Here is a 19141-nt window from a genome sequence, read left to right as displayed (position 1 = left end):
GGCAAATTTCCCGCGGGCGGACGAGGTTTGCGTAGGGACCGTGGTAAACCGCGCACGGTTTGCGTAGGGACCGTGGTAAACCGCAGGGGGTTAGTGGTGGAGGATCACGTAGGCGATCGCATAGTCGCCGTCGTGGCTCAACGAGACCTCCAGCGTGTGCCCGTCGAGTCGCTTCGCGACCTCGCCGTGCAGGCGTATGCGTGGACGCCCCCAGGCGTCGGCCACGAGCTCGATCAGGTGGTGCACGTGCTCATCCATCACGGGGGCCTCGCCATACAGCGACGCCGACCAGGCCTTGATGACGGCCTCCTTCGCCGCCCAGCGGGCAGCGAAGTGACGCGCGGAATCGAAGGGATGCCTCCGCACGTCACTCCGCTCACCGGGCAGGAACGCCGTGGCGAACGTCGTCCCGGGTTGATCCAGCTGATCCGCGAACGTAGGTACGTGGACCAGATCAACTCCGACACCGACGATCGTCACTGGCACGACAATCCGTAGTAGACGTCGTCCTCGCCCAGCCGTGCCTGCGGATCCAGGAGCAGTCCCGCCTCCCGCTTCCGCACTCCCTCGCTGCCGAGGCGTCGATCGGCCGGACGTTCGTACAGCGAGGGACCGCCGTACATCGCCCGGACCAGACGCATCCGGCCCTCGATGACCCGCGCCTGCGCACGGCCGGCATAGGAGTCGCGCTCCTCGCCGCTCAAGGTTGCCAGGAATGCCTGTGGGTGCACGATCGCGAGCAAGCCCGCGACATGTCCGAAGCCGAGGCTCGTCACGAGCCCGGCCTTGAGCTGCCCTGTCTCGAGCGGCTTGCGCAGCCAGACGAGGTGCTCGTGCTCGGCGAGGTCGTCGTCGACGCAGTCGAGACTGCGGTTCGGCGGGATGACCCCGCCCGACAGGACCTGGCAGAGCCCGATGAGCTGGAATGCTGCGGCGCCACCCTTCGCGTGACCCGTGAGGGTCTTCTGCGAGATGACGTGGAGCGGGTTGCCCTCGCTGCGGCCGATCGCCGCGGCAATTCGCTCGTGCAGCTCGGACTCGTTGCGCTCGTTGACGCCGGTCGAGGTGTCGTGCTTGGACAGCACACCGATGTCGTCGGCGGTGAGGCCCAGAGTCGTCAGCGACCTGGCCAGCGCGGACTCGCGCCCACCGCGGGCCGCGGCCAGCGCACCGATGCCGGGCGCCGGGATCGACGTGTGCACGCCATCGGCGAACGAACCGGCATATGCCACGACTCCGAGGACCGGCAGTCCCATGCGGGCTGCCACGTCGCCGCGGACCAGGAGGATCGTGCCGCCGCCCTGGGACTCGACGAATCCGCCGTAGCGGCGGTCGTTGGCCCGGCTGAAGTAGCGGTCCTCGAGGCCCTTGGCCCTCATCGCGGCGGAATCGGCTGTCGCCGACATGTCGCCGAAGCCCACGATGCCCTCGACGCTCAGGTCGTCGAAGCCTCCGGACACGACGAACTCGGCCTTGCCGAGTCGGATCTTGTCGACCCCCTCCTCGACCGAGACGGCCGTGGTGGCGCAGGCGGCGACCGGATGGATCATCGCACCGTAGGAGCCGACGTACGACTGCACGACGTGTGCCGCGATGACGTTGGGAAGTGCCTCCTGCAGGATGTCGTTGGGCTTGCTCTCGCCCAGCAGCGTGTCCAGGTAGAGCGACTGCATCGACTGCATGCCGCCCATGCCGGTGCCTTGCGTGTTGGCGACGAGCGCTGGGTGCACCCAGCGCATCAGCTCGGACGGGTTGAAGCCGCTGGACAGGAACGCATCGACGGTGCAGATGAGGTTCCACAGCGCGACCCGGTCGATCGACTCGACCATCTCGGCCGGCACACCCCACACCGTGGGGTCGAAGCCGGTTGGGATCTGGCCGCCGACCGTGCGAGTCAGCTCCATGCGACGCGGCACGCGGATCTCGGTGCCGGCCTTGCGGGTCACGGTCCAGTCGCCGTCCGCCGTGGCGGAGATGACCGTACGCTCGGGGTCCGCGTCGCGCAGGGCGCGCGCCTCGGACTCGCTGGAGACCGTGAAGGACAGGTCGTTGTCGAGGTAGACCGAGGTGAGCAGCGGGGCCGTGTTGTCGACCATCGTGCCCTCGTCGACGTAGCGGCGTATGCCGACCGCCTCGCGGACGGTCTCCTCATAGCGCTCGACGAGGTCAGCCTCGTCGACCTTCTCCTGGGTCGCGGTGTCGAACCAGCCGCCACCCTGCTCGTCCCACGACACCAGACCGGTCGTCCATGCCAGCTCCAGGACGCCGGCCGCCGACAGCTCGTCGGAGACCTCCATCTCGAAGCGGGTGCGCGAGGAGCCGTAGGGACCGAGCTCACCTGCACCCACGATGACCACGAGGTCCTCAGGGCGAGCCTCGATCGGCGCCCAGTCCATCTGCTCAACGCGGTCGAGCTGTGCCGGCGAGGCTGCGAGGGCGGCGATCGTGTGGTCGTCGTCCTCCCGCGCGGCGGACGGACGCTCGACGCCTGCGGCGAGAGCCTTCAGATCGAGGGCTGCGCCCGCGAGTCCGCCGGTGAGGTCGACCGTGAGGGGCTCGACCCGCGCGGCAGCGCGTGCCGCGGGGGTCGCGGTCTCCAGCAACGCCTCGGCCATGCCCTCCGGCGTCCAGGTCGTCACGCCGGCGGCCTCGACGGCCTCGACCAGCGGGTCGTTGCCGCCCATCAGGCCCGTCCCGCGCACCCAGCCGATGATGGCGTGGCTCAGCGTGACCCGATCGGCCCATGTGCGCTCCGCGGTCCACCGCGTGACGAGCGCGTCGAGCGCCGACTTGGCCTCTCCGTAGGCGCCGTCCCCACCGAACATGCCGCGGTTGGGCGAGCCCGGGAGCACGACGTGGAGCGTCGCATCGATGTCGTGGTCCTGACCGCGTGCGGACAGGGTCCCGATCAGGCGCTCGACCGACCACAGCAGGATGCGCATGTCGATCTCGGTACGGCTGCCGGCGTCCGTGAGGTCGCCGGCGACCCGGCCCGCCGCGAAGGGGAAGAGCAGCGAGGGCGTCATGGCCGGCTTTGAGACCGTCGTGACACCGGCCCTGGTGTGCGTCTGCTCGCTGGTGATCCAGCTCGTGAGCGCATCGACATCGGCGAACGACGCCATGTTGGCCGGCACGACCCACAGCTTGGCCCCGTCGACCGCGTGCGTGCGGTAGAGCTCCTTGTAGAACTCCAGGCGCTTCGGGTCGAGTCCCGAGGTCGTCGCGACGACCGTCGCCCCACCTGCCAACAACCTGCCGGTCACAGCGGCCGCGATGGACCCCCGGCTGGCACCGGTCACGACCGCGAGCTCACCGGACCACTGACCCTCGGATGACTCAAGAGCCTGGGCTGCGATGTCCTGGAAGCTTTGCGCGAGGTGACCATCGGCTCGACCCGCATACCACCGGGCCTGAGCCGCGACGGCCTTGCCGGCGCCGGCGAAGCTCGCCTCGACAGTCTCACCGGCAGCGATCCGGGCGAGATCCTCTCGGGCACTGGCCCAGCGATCGTCGAACAGCACAGCCTTCCGCGGGTCGAATGCCGGAGCCGTGAGCTTGGCCCAGTCGCTGCCGAGCTCCGACTCGACGCGACCAAGGATCTCGGCATCGGCCGGGTCGGCCTCGGTGACCACCGGTACGTCCGAGAGCCCCAGCTGGTCGAGGACCAGGCGGGCAGAGGAGGCGAGCACGCCGTCGGGTCCGGTGATCTGCGCAGTGAACTCGCCGAGGGCGGCCGCATCGATCGTGGCCTCTCCCCCGCCGGTCGACGGCAGGTCGACGCTGACACCGTGCCGGGCTCCCACGGCCTGGATGCTCGCGTCGATCGCGGTGTCCACATCGGCACCGGACGCGAGCCCCTGCAGCGAGCCGAACTCGCCACCACGGACGCTCGAACCCTCGCGGCTCGCCAGTGCGAGCTCGACGAGTGCGTGACTCGCCCAGCCCGGTCCGAGCTGCCAGACATCGGCAACTCGCTCAGCGATCGCCGACTGACGCTTGCCGGTCGGCCCGAGGACCTTCTTGAGATGATCGCCGAGCGCCTCTGTGAGCACAGGGCCGAACGGCTTGTAGGTGCGGGCGAGGCCCTTGACCTGGCCCGAAAGCGTCGGCAGATCGGCATCGGCGGCGCCGTCGATGGCACCGAGCCCGAGCTCTCCGCCGAGGTCGACGAGCAGCTGGTTGCGACGCGACGATGCGCCGTCGCACAGGGACTCGATCGAGTCGGCGGCACCGATCTGATCGAGCCGCATCTTGGTCCACCAGGCGATCAGCACCGTCGTGGCGTCGGCGGCGTCGAACGTCAGGTCGTCGGGTCGTGGACCGCTCGCGGTCGCGGGGGCGGCCGGCGCCGGGGCCGCGCTCGCGCCGGGCTCCTCGGCCGCGGGGGTCTCCTCGACATCGTCCTCGACGGGAGCCTCCTCGTCGGTGGAGAAGACCGCGGCGCTGTCGCGCTCGAAGTTGAGCACCTCGACCGGGCCACCGGTGCGCCCCGGAAGCTTGAGTGTCGATGACGCCAGGTTGGCCACCGTGGGGGCCTGACCCACGCCGACCTCGACGAAGCGCTCGACACCGAGGCCTCCCTCGCTGCGGGGGCCGAACAGCAGGTCTTGGGTCTCGATCCAGCGAACCGGGCTGGCAAACTGCCACGCGAGCAGCTCGATCAGCACGACCCGGCACAGTTCGCCTGGCCGGTTCGACCAGTCAGCGAAGTCGGCCAGGACCTCTTCGAGTGGCTCCGAAGGCACGAGATCGGCGATTTCCTGCAGGAACGACCGATCCAGCGAGAACGGCCTCGGCACGAGGTTGGGGACATACCGGCCCGTCAAGATCTCAGGATCGATTGAGGTCGGCAGCAGCTCGGTGAGGCGATCACGGAAGTCCGGGACGCCATCACGCAGGACCGTGGAGTGGAATGGCACATCGATGCCGGGGACCAGGATGAACGCGGCCTTGCCACCGAACTCCTCGCGGCGGGCAGTGACGTCCTTCTCGAGCAGCTCCAGGCCGCGCACCGTGCCCGCGATCGCATACTGCGAGTCGCGCAGGTTGTAGTTGACGATCTGCAGGAACTCACCCGACCGCTCGGCGATGCCATCGACGTATGCCGTGACGTTGTCATCGTCCAGCCCGATCTGGGAGGGCCGGATCGCGGCGAGCCGGTAGTCGCTCCGGCCGGCCGCATCACGCGGCACCAGGGTGTGCATGACGGAGCCGCGCTGGAAGACGACCTCGACGACGGCCTCGAGCGGGATGACGCCGGAGACGGCGGCGAGCGCGTTGTATTCACCGACCGAGTGACCCGCGAGGATCGAGCCCTCGACGAACCCACCGGACTCGCGCAGCTCGGCCATCTGGGCCGCGCCGAGGACCGCCATCGCGACCTGGGTGAACTGGGTCAGGAACAGCACCCCGTCAGGGTGCTTGTGGGTGACTCCCCGGGTCACCAGGACCGTGGGGTTGTCGCGGACGACCGTGAGGATCGAGAAGCCCAGCGCGTCGCATGTGTGCGCATCGGCGCGGTCCCAGATCTCGCGTGCCGCCTTGGAGCGCTGATAGGCGGCCATGCCCATGCCCGGGTGCTGGATGCCCTGGCCCGGGAAGGCGTACGCCGTGCGCGGGGCCGCGAGACGAGCCGTGGCGGACATGACGACCTCGCCCTCGGCGCGACACGTGATGTCGACCAGCTCCGCACCGGCGTCGAGGCCGATCCGATCGGCCTTGACGTCGACCGCGACGCCCGGGCGTACGGGTGCCAGGAAGCGGGTCGTCCAGCCCGTGATGCGGCGATCCGCGACAACCTGCTGGGCCGCGGCGGAGACCCACATGCCGTGCACGATCGGGGCACCGAGTCCCGCGAGGCGTGCGGCGGCGATGCTGGTGTGGATCGGGTTGTGATCGCCCGTGACAGCCGCGAAGCCACGCAGGTCAGTCGGAGCGACCAGGCTCGCCGAGCCGCGTGCCTTGCGGGGGGTGTCGCTGACGTCGTCACCGAGCGCACCGCCGGCGCGCGCTGGATCGGCGAGCTCGCCGGGTCCGGTACGCCCGCGGATCGCGAATCGCTCGCGCAGTGTCGCGATGTCACCTGCGGCGGACGACATCGTGACGTCGACCGCGACAACGCGGCCGAAGCCGGTGTCCTCGATCGACTCGACGACCGAGGAGATCGTGAGAACCGCAGGTGCGGCCGGCAGCGGGCCGGTCAGCGCGATCGAGTGGTCCAGGTGGACCAGGTCCAGCATGCCCTCGATGACCGGGATGCCGTCGTCCGTCCTGGCCTCGCCGAGCACGGCGAACACCGACGGCCAGGCAAGACCGACGAGGACGTCGGGCACGGGGTGCTCTGACGGACGGCCACCGGTGACCCCGGCGTGATCGGCGATCAGGTCCGGATCCCAGTCCGCGAGGACCGTCGCGCGGCTGTTGGACACCGAGGGGACATTGCCGCCCGCTGCACCGGCGACCAGAGAGGCCATCGCGGACGCGGCGACCGCGGTCGAGACGATCGGGGCGGAACCGGCGAGCGCCGCGCCGTCGACCTCGATGCGCAGGGAGAGCGGGCGCGCCAACGGCACCTGCAGCTCGGCCGTCCGACCGTCGACCGCGACGAGCGCGGCTCCGGTCTCGGGGTGCTCGGCCCGCAGGGGATCGACGATGACCCACTCCGCACCCAGGCGGTGGACCGGGTTGCGGACCGTGCGACCGGCCCACACGAGATCGGGGGCAGCCAGGACCAGGGACAGGACGTCACCGGCGCCCTCGACGCGGCGGCGTCCGGAGACGCGCTGAGCTGCCCGCCCCGAAGCGAGGAGTCCGTCGATCGTGGCGTCCTCGAACCGGCGCAACAGGTCGGCGACCGGCTCGTCGACGCGGTCGATGCCGGCGACGGAGACCGGGCCCGGGATGATGCAGACCTCGTCGGCGCCGTAGCGCGCGTCGTGCGCCTGCCACAGCGAGTCCGAGCGCCACCAACGGCGTACGTCCTGGTCGAGCACCGGCACGAAGTTGACCGGCTTGCCCGGGGTCTTGCACTGCTCGACGAAGAACAGCACGTCCGCCGGGTGCAGGGTGACGCCGTCGGCGTGCGGGTAGGCAGCAAGAACTCGGTGGATCGCTGCCGCGCCGTCCTCCACGGACGCCGAGTCGGCGAACAAGGTCTCGATCGTGCCGCGGTCCGCGCTGTTCAGCCGGGCCTCGGCACGCTGAAGCATCGCGTGGAAGCGCTCGCGCAAGGTCGTGTCGAGCCAGACCGGCGTGCCGGAGAGCTCGAGATAGCGACCGAGCCACTGCGCATAGGTCATGGTCTCGACATCGCCGAAGTAGGGCTTGGCGGTGCGGTTGAGCGCCTCGATGATCTCCTCATGACGAGCGGCGACGGCGTCAGCATCGCCCGCGACATCGTCGAGCAGCCGTCCGGTCCGAGAGGCCGTGTTGTCGATCTCATGGATGTCGGCGCCAAGCTGGCTGCGGCCCGAGGCCATGCCGCCCTTGGCGCTACCGGCGCCGACCCACGTGCCGGTGCCGCGGGTGTCGACGAGGAGCTGCTTGACCTCCGGAGCGGTGGTCGCCTCGAGGGTCGCCATCGCGGCGGTGCCGACAAGGATGCCGTCGAGCGGCATGACCGGGAAGCCGTGGCGACGGGCCCATTCGCCGGTCAGGTATGCCGAGGCGACCTCGGGCGTGCCGATGCCACCACCCACGGCGACGACGACGTTGTCCAGGGTGCGCAGCTCGCCATACGTCGCGAGCAGCAGGTCGTCGAGGTCTTCCCACGAGTGGTGTCCGCCGGCCCGGCCGCCCTCGATCTGGACGATGATCGGCGTCGGCGCGACGGCCTTGGCGATCGCGACGACCTGGCGGATCTGCTTGACCGTGCCGGGCTTGAACACGACATGCGTGATCTCAGCCTCGCGGAGCTCCTCGACGAGTGCGACGGCATCGTCGAGCTCGGGGATGCCTGCGGTCACGATGACCGCATCGATGGCGGCGCCCGCGGCACGAGCGCGCTGCACGAGGCGCTTCTGGCCGAGCTGGAGCTTCCACAGGTAAGGGTCGAGGAACAGCGAGTTGAACTGGTAGGTCCGGCCCGGCAGCAGCAGCCGGTCGAGCTCGGCGACCCTATCGGCGAAGATCTCCTCGGTGACCTGGCCGCCGCCGGCCAGCTCGGACCAAAAACCCGCGTTGGCAGCGGCAGCGACGATCTTGGCATCGACCGTGGTCGGCGTCATGCCGGCCAGGAGGATCGGCGACTTCCCGGTCAGACGGGTGAAACGGGTCTCGACGTGCAGTGTGCCGTCGGGAAGCGTCACGACGCTGGGTGCATAGGCCGCCCACGGTGTGGCGAGGCGTGGCGCGGCGCCCGCGGCGGTCAGCTCGCGGTGACCCCGGCGTGTCGTCGTGGCGATGACACCGGCTCCGCGGCTGCGCAGCTCACGCGCGGACAATCGGGCGGCGAGATCTGAGGGACCGAGGTCAAGGACCCAGGTCGCGCCGGCGTCGATGGCCGCTTCCAAAGACTCGACCCAGTCGACCGGGTCCACGATCGAGCGCATCGTGAGCGTACGAGCTCGGGTCCGGTCCAAGCCACAGGTCTCGGCCCAGGTGGCCACGAGGTCGGCGGCCTCGGCGAGGTCGGGGTGGTGGAACGCGAGCTGGGCCGGCAGCGGCTCCAGCACGGGGGCGAACGGCGAGCCACCCGTGGACTTGCGGTCGCGCTCAGCCTTCTCGGCGGTGGCGATCTCCTCGAAGCGCGCCTCGACCACCCGCAGGCTGTCGGCCGGGCCGGAGAGCACGACACTGCGGCGACCGTTGCGCAGTCGGGCGACGACCCGCAGCGAGGACGGCAGCTCGGCGAGGATCGCGTCGATGCGCTCGGGCACGACGTTGGAGACGCTCAGCATCGTGGCGCCGAGCAGCCCGCGGCGACGGCCGACGAGCTGCGCGGCGGCACCCATCAGTCGGGCCAGGGCCAGCAGCTCGACATCGTCGACGCCGGCAAGCGATTGGGTGGCCAGATCACCCTGCGAGTGACCGAGGACCGCCACGGGCGGAACCAGCTGTGTGTCGACACCCTGCCGGTGCAGCGCGCGGATGCCGGCGAGCTGCGTGAGCAGGATCCCCGGCACCGAGGCTCCGGGTGTATCCAGCACCTCGGAGCTCGGCAGTGCGGGAGCGTCGTCGTCCTCGGCGGACTCTCCGACAGCAATGACATCGGCCCACGCGAGGGGGGTGAACGTGACGCCGACGCGGGCCAGCTCAGCGGCAACCGGCGCCAGCCGGTCGTCGGCCTGCGACACGAGCGACTCCAGCTCGGCCTCGAGCGCGAAGTCGCGGATCAGCCCCGCCAGCGGCTCGAGCCACGGCGCACCCTGTCCGCCGAACGCCACGGCATACGGCGTCCCGGTGCGGAAGCGATCAATCAGGGCGCCGCGGCGCTCGGTCGACTGGATCGTGGCAAGCGGGGTGTCGATGGTCGTCACGTGGATTCCCTCGGGTACTGCCGTCGCTGGATCGACGGGCGGTCATCTCATCATGACAAAACATGAGGGGTTCCTCAACTTTTAAGTGAGGTTTTCCTCATGTTTTTCCCGAGATGTGGATCACACCCCGGCTGGGTTCAGCCTGAGCGTTCCGCATGCACCGCAGTTACCCTGTGCCAAGGGGGTCACATGGAGATCGAGACGCGCCACCTTCGGATGGTCAAGGCCGTGGCGGACGAGGGCAGCATCACCCGGGCGGCGAGCTCTCTGGGGACGACCCAGCCGGCGTTGACCCGCCAGCTGCGGCGCATCGAGGACAACCTGGGCGGAGCGCTGTTCCAACGCTCGCACGCCGGCGTCGAACAGACGCCGCTCGGACGCCTGGTCGTCGGTCGGGCCACCGCCGTCCTGTCGGTGCTCGACACGCTGCAGACCGACGCCTCGAGCCTGCGCAGTGCGCCTGCAGAGGTCCGTATCGGGGTGCGGTTCGGCAACGCCCTCATCGGCTTGATCCGCGGCCTGCGCGCGACCCTGCCGTCGACCGAGATCGTCACCGAGAGCGAGACCCGCATCGACGGTCTCCTCGACCTGCTCGGTTCCCATCGGATCGACTTTGCCGTGATCCACGAGTACGTGGGCAACGAGATCCCGCTCGATCCGCGCCTGCTCGTACGCTCGGTGGGCTGCGAGCCCGGCTTCGTCCTGATGTCGGCCGACCATCCGCTGGCCGACCGCGGCGAGCTCGTCCTCGCCGATCTCGCCGACGAGACGTGGCTGCTGTCGCCGCTCGACGTCGATCGCGAGGCCGACTGCATGACTCGAATCTGCTGGGATGCCGGCTTCACGCCCAAAGTCGGCCACTACCTCAGCGACGGCCTCAGCGTCGAGCTGATCCGGGCCGGCGAGGCGATCGCGCTCAGCACCCACACCAACCGGGACTCCGGGATGGTCCTCAAGCCATTGGTCGGGACGCCGATGCAGGTCCGCCGGCTGATTCTGACCGAGCGGGACAACCCGTTCGCCGAACACCTCGACAAGCTGGCCCGATTCACCGCCGACGTCCTCACCGAGACCCTCGAGCGCCAGCCCGTCTACCGGTCCTGGGTCGAGAACCACGGACCTCTGTCGACAGCTCTGTCGACAACCCGCCCCCGACACTGACGCGCCCCGATGGCATGGGGAAGTGGCATGAACAGGTGCCCGGGATCTGATCTAACGTCACGCCTACGTCAACCGAGAGGACCAACTCATGAAACAAGTCTTTGCCATCGGGGGAGCAACCCTCCTCGTGGCCGGGCTGGGCGTCGCCTCGCCCTCGCTGAGCGCAGCAGCCGACAACAGCGGCGATCCCGCTGTCGTGGCGAAGCAATACATCCAGGAGCATCCCAACAAGGTCGAAGACAGCGCCAAGGACGCCTACCAGGCCGTGGACACGGTCGACTCGAGCAACGGCGCGGCCCACGTGCGGTTCAATCGGATATATGACGGGCTACCCGTCCTCGGCGGCGACCTCGTCGTCCATCTCGACGCAGCAAACTCCCCTCGTGGCCAATCCGTCGCCCAGACCGCTCCCATCAGTGTCAGCACGACGCCCAAGGTGACCTCCTCTGCGGCAGCCAGCAAGGCCCGAAACGAGTTTTCCGGCCGTGACACCGCGAAGTCCGGCGCACCCAAGCTCGTCGTGGACGCGCGTCAAGACAAGGCGGCTCTCGCCTGGCGGTCCACCATCACGGGCACGCAGGCCGACGGCCAGACCCCCAGCCGCCAGATCATCGTGACCGACGCCAACACCGGCAAGCTGCGCAGCGCGGAGGAAACCATTCTGACCCCGATCAAGGTCGGGACGACGACCCGGCAAAAGGCCACCGCCGTCAAGTCCGGCGTCGCGGCCAGCGGCACGGGTCGCGGCATCTTCGTCGGGACGGTCGGCATCAGCACGACCGGCAGCGGCAGCAGCTTCTCGATGGTCGACGCGACCCACGGCAACGCTCGAACGTGCGACCTCCGGAACCGCACCTCTGGCACCTGCTCGACATTCGCGGACTCCGACAACTCATGGGGCAACGGCACCATGAGCGACCGCGCCTCAGCAGGCGTCGACGCTCACTACGGCGCGGCCAAGACATTCGACTACTTCAAGACGAGCTTCGGCCGCCAGGGCATCTTCAACAACGGCAGCGGCGTCCCTTCGCGCGTCCATTACGGCAACGGTTACGTCAACGCCTACTGGGACGGCAGTCAGATGACGTATGGCGATGGGGCAAACAATCAGGCTCCACTGGTCGAGCTCGATGTCGCCGGTCATGAGATGACACACGGTGTCACCGAGAACTCGGCCAATCTCGGCTATTCCGGTGATGCCGGCGGCCTCAACGAGGCAACCAGCGACATCTTCGGGACGATGGTCGAGTTCTACGCCAACAACCCCAGCGACGCGCCGGACTTCCTGATCGGCGAGGAGATCAACATCAACGGTGACGGGACTCCGCTGCGCTACATGGACGATCCGCGTCGCGACGGAGCTTCGTACGCGTGCTGGAGCACCGCGGTGCCCGGGTCAGACCCGCACTACTCCTCGGGAGTGGGCAATCACTTCTTCTTCCTGCTCGCCAATGGCAGCGGCCAGAGCACGTACGGCAACAGCCCGACGTGCAACGGCTCGGCCGTCACGGGGATCGGCCGGGCCAAGGCCGCGGCGATCTGGTACAAAGCGCTGACCGAGCGCATGACCAGCACCGAGACGTACGCCAAGGCACGGATCGACACGGTCGCCTCCGCGACGACCCTCTACGGCGCGAGCAGCGCCGAGGTCGCCGCGGTCAAGGCTGCTTGGTCCGCAGTCAGCGTCAACTGACGGACGACCAACCCAGATGTGCGGTCCACTTCCTTGCCGGAGGTGGACCGCACATCTGCGCTGGCCAGAGCTCAGACGCCGCCGGTGAGCGTGAGGCCGCCGTCGATGACGAGCGTCTGCCCGGTCATCCAGGCCGCATCGTCGGACAGCAAGAACGCCACAACCGATCCGATGTCGTCGGGAACGCCGAGCCGCTTGAGCGGGTATGCGGCGGCGACTTCCTCCTCGCGACCCTCATACAGCGCGCTGGCGAACTTGGTCTTGACCACGGCTGGGGCGACCGCGTTGACCCTGATCTCTGGTCCCAGCTCGACGGCGAGCTCTTCCGTCACGTGGATCAAGGCCGACTTCGAAGCCCCGTAGACGCCGATCCCCGGGGCGGGCTTGAGGCCGCCGACCGAGGCAACATTGACGATCGCGCCCCCATGAGACTCCATCCACGTGTGGTAGACCTTCTGCGCCCACGCGATCGCCGCGATGACGTTGACCCGCAGCGTCTTCTCCGCCGCCCCGAGGTCGACGTCGATCATGCGCCCGTATGTCGGGTTGATCCCGGTGTTGTTGACCAGGAAGTCGATGCGACCGAACGCATCCAGTGTCGCCGCGACGGTCTCGTCCTGGTGGGCGAGGTCGTCGGCGGCCCCTGCGGAGAAGATCGCGTTCTCGGCGCCACCCAGTGACTCGACCGCCTCGGCCAAGGCATCGGCCTTGCGGGCCGTGATGCATACCTTCGCACCGTCGGCAACGAGCCGCTCGGCGATCGCGAGGCCGATCCCCCGGCTCGCGCCGGTGACGATCGCGACCTTGCCCGCGAACCTCTGGTCCTGGGCACCTGTCGTCACGAGAGGCGCTCCAGCACCATGGCCATGCCCTGGCCACCACCGACACACATCGACTCGACGCCGAACTGCTTGTCGTGGTGCTGCATGGAGTTGATCAGCGTGCTCGTGATGCGCGCACCGGTCATGCCGAACGGATGACCGATCGCGATCGCTCCACCGTTGACGTTGAGCTTGTCCAGCGGGATGCCCAGGGCCTGCGCCGAACCGAGCGCCTGCACCGCGAACGCCTCGTTGATCTCGAACAGGTCGATGTCGTCGATGCCCATGTCGGCGTGGCCGAGGGCCTGCTTGATCGCCTCGACCGGTCCGAGGCCCATGATCTCGGGCGAGAGTCCGGTGACACCGGTGGAGACGATGCGTGCCAGCGGGGTCAGGCCCAGCTCCTTGGCCTTGGTGTCGCTCATGATGACCAGTGCGGCCGCACCGTCGTTGAGCGCGCAGCAGTTGCCGGCCGTGATGGTGCCGTCAGGACGGAAGACCGGCTTGAGCTGGGACACCGCCTCGTACGTCACTCCGGCGCGGGGCCCGTCGTCCGTGCTGACGACGGTGCCGTCTGGCAGCGTCACCGGGGTGATGTCCTTGGCCCAGAACCCGTCGACGATGGCCTGCTCGGCGAGGTTCTGGCTGCGGACGCCGAACTCGTCCTGCTCCTGCCGGCTCATGCCGATGAGCTGCTGAACGTTCTCGGCGGTCTGCCCCATCGCGATGTAGGCATCGGGCAGCAGGCCGTCCTCACGCGGGTCGCGCCATGAATCGGCACCCTCCGAGCGCTGTTCTGTGCGCGCGAGGGCCTCACCGAGGACGGGGTTGTACGTGCTCGCGGAGTCGGCCATGCCGTTGGCGAACCGGCTGACCGTCTCGACGCCGGCCGAGAGGAACACGTCGCCTTCCCCCGCCTTGATTGCGTGGAACGCCATGCGGGTGGTCTGCAGACTCGACGAGCAGTAGCGGTTGACCGTCACGCCGGGCAGGTGGTCCATGCCCGAAAGGACCGCGACGATGCGACCGAGGTTGTTGCCGGACTCACCGGCGGGCTGGCCGACACCAAGGTGCAGGTCGACGATGTCGCGCCGGTCGAGCTCAGGCACCTTCGCGAGGGCCGCCTCGACCATGGCGACGGTCAGGTCGTCAGGTCGCAGATCCTTGAGCGATCCCTTGACGGCTCGGCCGATCGGCGAACGCGCGGTGGACACGATGACTGCTTCGGGCATCTTGTTCTCATTTCCTTAGTTGTGTTGGCGGCACAGGCCACCGAGGACTCAGAATCCGAGGTCGCGGCCGATGAGCTCTTTCATGATCTCGTTGGAACCGGCCCAGATCTTGGAGACGCGGGCATCGCGCCACGCACGAGCCACCCGGTACTCGTTCATGAACCCATAGCCGCCGTGCAGCTGGACGCAATGGTCGAGCACGTCGTTCTGGATCTCCGAGGACCACCACTTGGCCTTGGCCGCGTCCGTCGCGGTCGCCTCGCCGCGGGTGTGCGCGAGCACGGCGGCGTCGATGAATGCCTCCGCGACCTCGATCTTCGTGACGAGCTCGGCGAGCAGGAACTTGTTGTGCTGGAGGCTGCCGATCGGCTGCTTGAACGCCTGGCGGTCGTGGGCATACTGGATCGTCTCGGCCAGGATCTGCTTGGCGTGGGCGATGTTGGAGACCGAGCAGCTGATCCGCTCCTGCGGGAGGCGCTGCATCATGTAGATGAATCCCTGGTCCACCTCGCCGATCAGGCGATCGTCACCCAGCCGGACGTCCTCGAAGAACAGCTCAGCGGTGTCGGCCTCACTCTGACCGACCTTGTCGAGCTTGCGACCCCGGCTGAACCCGGGATCGGTCGCCTCGATGCCGAACAGGCTGATGCCGCGTGCACCCTTGTCGGGGGACGTGCGGACCGCCGTCACGATGAGGTCGGCGGAGAAGCCGTTGGTGATGAAGGTCTTGGACCCGTTGATGACCCACTGACCGTCCGGGTCACGGACCGCCGTCGTCTTGAGGGCGGCCAGGTCCGAGCCACCACCGGGCTCCGTCATCGCGATGGCGGTGAGGATCTCGCCGGTCACTGCCTTGGGCAGCCAGCGCTGCTTCTGCTCGTCCGAGCCGAGGTCCACGAGATAGGGAATCGTGATGTCGGTGTGGATCGCGACGCACGAGGCGAGCGCGGCATTGAGCTTGCTCAGCTCCTCGTCCCAGACCGCGTTGAAGCGGAAGTCGCCCGCTTCGGCACCGCCGAACTCCTCGGGGATCTCGAGCCCCAGGTAGCCCTCGGCGCCGGCAGCCAGCCAGAACTCACGCGGGAGCGCCTTCTCCTCCAGGTACGTCTCAAGATTGGGCTCGACGTGCTTGGCGAGAAAGGCGGAGCACGAGGCTCGAAACGCCTCATGGTCCTCGTTGTAGATCGTGCGTCTCATCGTGGTCCTGTCGCCGAACGGATGCTGGGCGCGCCGCGACACCCGTCCGGAAATCACTAAGCGCTTGCTTAGCATGCAATCCCTCCGTCATGCTGTCAACTGAAGGAGGTGGAGGCATGAGGACCATCACGGCCCGCGAACGACTCATCAACGCAGCGGTCGAGGCATTCGCTGAGAAGGGCTTCGCCGGCACGACGACGCGGGACATCGCGTCGCGCGCGGGCATGAGCCCGGCGGCGGTCTACGTGCACCACGACTCCAAGGAGAGCCTGCTGTTCACCGTCAGCCTCAACGGCCACCGCCACGCGCTGGACGTCATCACAGCAGCGGCGCGGTCAAGCGCTGAGCCGATCGAGCGGTTGCGTGCCATGGTCTACGACTTCAGCCTCTGGCATGCCGACAACAGCCGGGTCGGTCGCATCGTGCAGTACGAGTACCACGCCCTCACCGACGAACACCGGGCCGAGGTCGCGACGTATCGCCGCAGCATCGAGCGGGCCATGCAAGATGCCCTGGCCGACGGAGTCGACCAGGGCATCCTGGATGTGGAGGACGTGCCCGGCACGGCCTTTTCGCTGCTGTCGCTGGGCGTCGACCTCGTGCGCTGGTTCGAGCCGGGCGGATCACGCTCCGGGCACGAGCTGGCCACGCTGCACGCCGATCTGGCGGTGCGGATGACCCTTCGGACCTCGTTTCCTCCGCCCCTCAGCCCCGAGGCACGAGGGGCGTGAGCGAAGCGAAGGGGGCCCACCCCGTCTAGGCCTGAAGGACGGCCTCAGCGTTGATGTGGATCGAGATCTTGTCGCCGATCATGAGCTTGTCCGCGCCCTCGACCGGCATGTTGAAGTCGATGCCGAACTCCTTGCGGCTGATCTCGGTGGACGCCTCGATCCCGACACGGGTGCCGCCCCACGGGTCGCCACCCTCGCCGAGGAACTCGGTCGCGAGCTCGACCGGCTTGGAGATGCCCTTGATCGTCAAGTCGCCCGCAACGATGAAGTCGCTGTCGCTCTTCTGCACGATGCCGGTCGAGACGAAGGTCATCGTCGGGTTGCTCTCGACATCGAAGAAGTCGGCTGAACGCAGGTGATCGTCGCGGCCTGCGGTGCCGGTGTCGATCGTGCTCAGGTCGACCGCCACGGTGACGCTGGAGGCAGAGACGTCGTCGGCAGTGACGACGGTGCCTTCGAATCCGGTGAACTTGCCCCGGACCTTGGACACCAGGTGACGAACCGAGAAGCCGATCTCGGTGTGCGTCGGGTCAATCGTCCAGGTTCCGGTGGTGACTGCTGTGGCAGTGGTCATGTGCGCTCCTCGAAGTCATGTAGTTGATCGTTCAACTAGACAGTAGCACGCAATTAAGGATTCAATCAACAATCACGCAGTAGGCTGCCTCACATGGAGACGAAGACCGCCACCCCCTGGCTGACCCCGGAGCAGCAGCGCGTGTGGCGCTCCTTCCTCGGCGGCACGACAGTCCTGATGGACCGGCTCGATCGCGACCTCCGCGCGACCCACGGGCTCTCGGTGCCCGAGTACGAGATCCTCGTCCGTCTGTCCGAGGCACCCGGCCGTTCCATCCGCATGGCCGAGCTCGCGGCAGCCGTGGCGCATTCACGAAGCCGGGTCACCCACACCATCGCCCGGCTCGAGCGCGAGAACATCGTCGTACGCGGTCAGTGCTCCGAGGACGGCCGAGGCGTGTCCGCGGTCCTGACCGACCACGGCTTCAGCGTGCTCGAGGCTGCCGCGCACACCCATGTCCAGGGTGTGCACGACTACCTGATCGAGAATGCCGACGCCGCGGACTTCGTCGCGATGGGGCGCGTGATGCAAAACGTCGTGGAAGCCCTACACGGCAAGAACTTCTGAGGCTCAGTCGCGAGTCAGCTTGCGATAGGTCACGCTGTGCGGACGCGCAGCTTCCTCGCCCAGCCGCTCGACCTTGTTGATCTCGTAGTCGGCGAAGTTGCCCTCGAACCAGAACCAGCGGGCCGGGTTGTCGGCGTTGCCCTCCCACGCGAGGATGTGGGTTGCGACGCGATCCAGGAACCACCGGTCGTGCGAGACCACGACGGCACAGCCGGGAAAGTCCAGCAAAGCGTCCTCGAGAGACTGCAGCGTCTCGACATCCAGGTCGTTGGTCGGCTCATCGAGCAGCAACAGGTTGCCGCCCATCTTGAGGGTGAGCGCCAGGTTGAGCCGGTTGCGCTCTCCGCCCGAGAGCACCTTGACCTGCTTTTGCTGGTCGGGGCCCTTGAAGCCGAACGAGGCGACGTAGGCGCGGCTCGGGACCTCGAAGTTGGCGACCTTGATGAAGTCGAGCTCGCCTGAGACAAGCTGCCACACGTTGAGGTTGTCGTCGATGCCCCCGCGGCCCTGGTCGACATAGGAGATCTTGACGGTCTTGCCGACCTCGAGTGCGCCTTCGTCTGGCTTCTCCTCGCCGACGATCATGCGGAACAGGGTCGACTTGCCCACGCCGTTGGGACCAACCACACCCACGATGCCCGCGCGCGGCAGGTCGAAGGTCAGGCCGTCGAACAGCTCACGATCACCGAAGCTCTTGTGCAGCTCCGTGGCGTTGAGGACGACATCGCCCAGTCGCGGCCCGGCCGGGATGTTGATCTCCTCGAAATCGAGCTTGCGGGCACGCTCGGCCTCCGCGGCCATCTCTTCGTAGCGTCCGAGGCGGGCCTGGTTCTTGACCTGACGGGCCTTGGCGTTGGAGCGGACCCACTCGAGCTCCTTGGCCAGGATCTTGGCGCGCTTGGCGTCCTTCTTGCCCTCGACGACGAGTCGGGCCTGCTTGGTCTCCAGATATGTCGAGTAGTTGCCCTCGTAGGGGTGGGTCTTGCCGCGGTCGAGCTCGAGGATCCATTCGGCGACATTGTCGAGGAAGTAGCGATCGTGCGTGATCGCGAGGACGGCACCGGGGTATGACGCAAGGTGCTGCTCGAGCCACAGCACGCTCTCGGCGTCCAGGTGGTTGGTGGGCTCGTCGAGCAGGAGCAGGTCGGGCTGCTGCAGCAACAGCTTGCACAGAGCGACACGACGACGCTCACCGCCGGAGAGGTGATCCACGAGCTCGTCCGGTGGCGGGCACCGCAGCGCGTCCATGGCCTGGGCCAGGCGGGCGTCGAGGTCCCACGCATTGGCGTGATCCAGGTCGGTCTGCAGCTCACCCATCTCCGGCAGGAGCGTGTCGTAGTCGGCGTCGGGATCGGCGAGCTCTTCGCTGATCTGGTTGAACCGGTCGATCTTGCCCTTGATCTCCCCCACGGCCTCCTCGACATTCGCAAGGACGGTCCTGCCCTCGGTCAGTGGGGGCTCCTGCAGCAGGATGCCGACGGACGCCTCGGGGTCCTTGATCGCATCGCCGTTGTTGGCCTGCTCCATGCCGGCCATGATCTTGAACAGCGTCGACTTGCCGGTGCCATTGGGCCCGACGACGCCGATCTTGGCACCGTGGAGGAACGACAGCGTGACGTCGTCGAGCACGAGCTTTTCGCCGAGCTTCTTGCGGACGTTGCGGAGGGTGAAAACGTAGTCGGCCATATG

The 19141-nt window shown here is 68.1% G+C and carries 11 protein-coding genes; 4 read left to right on the top strand and 7 right to left on the bottom strand.

Annotated elements, in window-relative coordinates; genetic code table 11:
• Positions 1 to 90: 90 nt before the first annotated feature.
• Both WKF39_RS13960 and WKF39_RS13955 read right to left on the bottom strand, forming a co-directional pair.
• The gene (locus WKF39_RS13960; protein WP_340389434.1) at positions 91 to 486 is read right to left on the bottom strand and encodes a holo-ACP synthase; all 396 of its coding nucleotides are present in this window, start codon (positions 484 to 486) and stop codon (positions 91 to 93) included.
• Positions 477 to 9476, bottom strand: a complete 9000-nt coding sequence (locus tag WKF39_RS13955; RefSeq protein WP_340389432.1) for a fatty acid synthase subunit beta domain-containing protein — start codon at positions 9474 to 9476, stop codon at positions 477 to 479. The genes WKF39_RS13960 and WKF39_RS13955 overlap by 10 nt, the downstream gene beginning before the upstream one ends.
• 189 nt (positions 9477 to 9665) lie before the next feature.
• Between WKF39_RS13955 and WKF39_RS13950 the strand changes: the two genes are divergently transcribed.
• Complete coding sequence (locus WKF39_RS13950) at positions 9666 to 10637, top strand: LysR family transcriptional regulator (protein ID WP_340389430.1); 972 nt, start codon at positions 9666 to 9668, stop codon at positions 10635 to 10637.
• An 88-nt stretch (positions 10638 to 10725) separates the two neighbouring features.
• Positions 10726 to 12330 carry a M4 family metallopeptidase gene (locus tag WKF39_RS13945; RefSeq protein WP_340389428.1) on the top strand — a complete coding sequence of 535 codons (1605 nt, stop codon included), beginning with the start codon at positions 10726 to 10728 and terminating at the stop codon, positions 12328 to 12330.
• Between the two features lie 71 nt (positions 12331 to 12401).
• On the opposite strand, the gene WKF39_RS13940 is transcribed toward WKF39_RS13945, so the two are convergent.
• From WKF39_RS13940 to WKF39_RS13930, 3 genes are read right to left on the bottom strand one after another with little or no spacing between them, the layout of a single operon-like run.
• Positions 12402 to 13172: an SDR family oxidoreductase gene (locus WKF39_RS13940; RefSeq protein ID WP_340389426.1), complete on the bottom strand. Its 771-nt coding sequence runs from the start codon at positions 13170 to 13172 to the stop codon at positions 12402 to 12404.
• Complete coding sequence (locus WKF39_RS13935; protein WP_340389424.1) at positions 13169 to 14383, bottom strand: acetyl-CoA C-acetyltransferase; 1215 nt, start codon at positions 14381 to 14383, stop codon at positions 13169 to 13171. The genes WKF39_RS13940 and WKF39_RS13935 overlap by 4 nt, the downstream gene beginning before the upstream one ends.
• 48 nt (positions 14384 to 14431) lie before the next feature.
• A complete protein-coding gene (locus WKF39_RS13930; RefSeq protein ID WP_340389422.1) occupies positions 14432 to 15580 on the bottom strand; it encodes an acyl-CoA dehydrogenase family protein in 1149 nt (382 codons plus the stop codon).
• Between the two features lie 116 nt (positions 15581 to 15696).
• Here WKF39_RS13930 and WKF39_RS13925 point away from each other — a divergent pair, with 116 nt between their 5' ends.
• Positions 15697 to 16311 carry a TetR/AcrR family transcriptional regulator gene (locus WKF39_RS13925; RefSeq protein ID WP_340389420.1) on the top strand — a complete coding sequence of 205 codons (615 nt, stop codon included), beginning with the start codon at positions 15697 to 15699 and terminating at the stop codon, positions 16309 to 16311.
• Between the two features lie 25 nt (positions 16312 to 16336).
• Here the strand turns inward: WKF39_RS13925 and WKF39_RS13920 are convergent, their stop codons facing one another.
• Complete coding sequence (locus tag WKF39_RS13920; protein ID WP_340389418.1) at positions 16337 to 16885, bottom strand: YceI family protein; 549 nt, start codon at positions 16883 to 16885, stop codon at positions 16337 to 16339.
• Between the two features lie 93 nt (positions 16886 to 16978).
• On the opposite strand from WKF39_RS13920, the gene WKF39_RS13915 reads away from it, so the two are divergent.
• Positions 16979 to 17452: a MarR family transcriptional regulator gene (locus tag WKF39_RS13915; protein ID WP_340389416.1), complete on the top strand. Its 474-nt coding sequence runs from the start codon at positions 16979 to 16981 to the stop codon at positions 17450 to 17452.
• 3 nt (positions 17453 to 17455) lie between these two features.
• On the opposite strand, the gene ettA is transcribed toward WKF39_RS13915, so the two are convergent.
• Complete coding sequence (ettA, locus tag WKF39_RS13910) at positions 17456 to 19138, bottom strand: energy-dependent translational throttle protein EttA (protein WP_340389414.1); 1683 nt, start codon at positions 19136 to 19138, stop codon at positions 17456 to 17458.
• Positions 19139 to 19141 lie beyond the last annotated feature (3 nt).

Origin of the sequence: Aeromicrobium sp., from assembly GCF_037719875.1 — a bacterium.
Taxonomy (GTDB): domain Bacteria; phylum Actinomycetota; class Actinomycetes; order Propionibacteriales; family Nocardioidaceae; genus Aeromicrobium.
The sequence above is the reverse complement of the archived record's forward strand: the minus strand, read 5'-3'. Positions and strand labels throughout refer to the sequence as shown.